The sequence below is a fragment of the Pseudomonas sp. P5_B2 genome (assembly GCF_056400445.1).
On the sequence record NZ_JBFULH010001465.1, the window covers coordinates 1 to 563 of the forward strand.

Annotated in this window: 2 protein-coding genes; both read right to left on the reverse strand. The window is 54.4% G+C overall.

Annotated features, from left to right (window positions below; translation table 11 throughout):
• A partial coding sequence (locus tag AC1DRJ_RS31855) for an NAD(P)/FAD-dependent oxidoreductase (protein ID WP_477805592.1) occupies positions 1-201 on the reverse strand: 201 nt, incomplete at its 3' end.
• Positions 202-266: 65 nt separating this feature from the next.
• A partial coding sequence (locus AC1DRJ_RS31860; RefSeq protein ID WP_477805593.1) for an electron transfer flavoprotein subunit alpha/FixB family protein occupies positions 267-563 on the reverse strand: 297 nt, incomplete at its 5' end.

Sequence of the window (563 nt, forward strand, 5' to 3'; positions counted from 1 at the left end):
GAATAGCTCGTCGAGTGCTCGGGTCTCGAATATTGCGCCCGACAGGATATGTGCTCCGATCTCCGAGCCTTTTTCGACTACGCACACGCTAAGGTCACGACTGGATGCGGCGGCCAGTTGTTTGAGATGGCATGCGGTTGCCAGACCTGCCGGCCCACCACCCACTATTACTACATCGAACTCCATTTGGTCGCGCTGCACGGGATCACCTAGCAATTATCAGACTGTTAAAAATATGTATTGATGCTCGTCAAGCCAGGCGCCATTCACAGCGCTTTTTCCAGCGCCGGCAATGCCTCAAAGAGATCCGCAACCAACATGTAGTCTGCCACTTGGGCGATTGGAGCCTCTGCGTCCTGGTTAATCGCAACGATCACCTTTGAACCACTCATACCTGCTATGTGTTGAATGGCTCCGCTGATACCAACGGCGATATACAACTCCGGCGCGACGATTTTCCCCGTCTGTCCGACTTGCAGGTCGTTGGGTGCAAACCCAGAATCAACTGCTGCACGCGATGCACCTACGGCACCGCCAAGCTTGTCTGCTACACGCTCAACCAA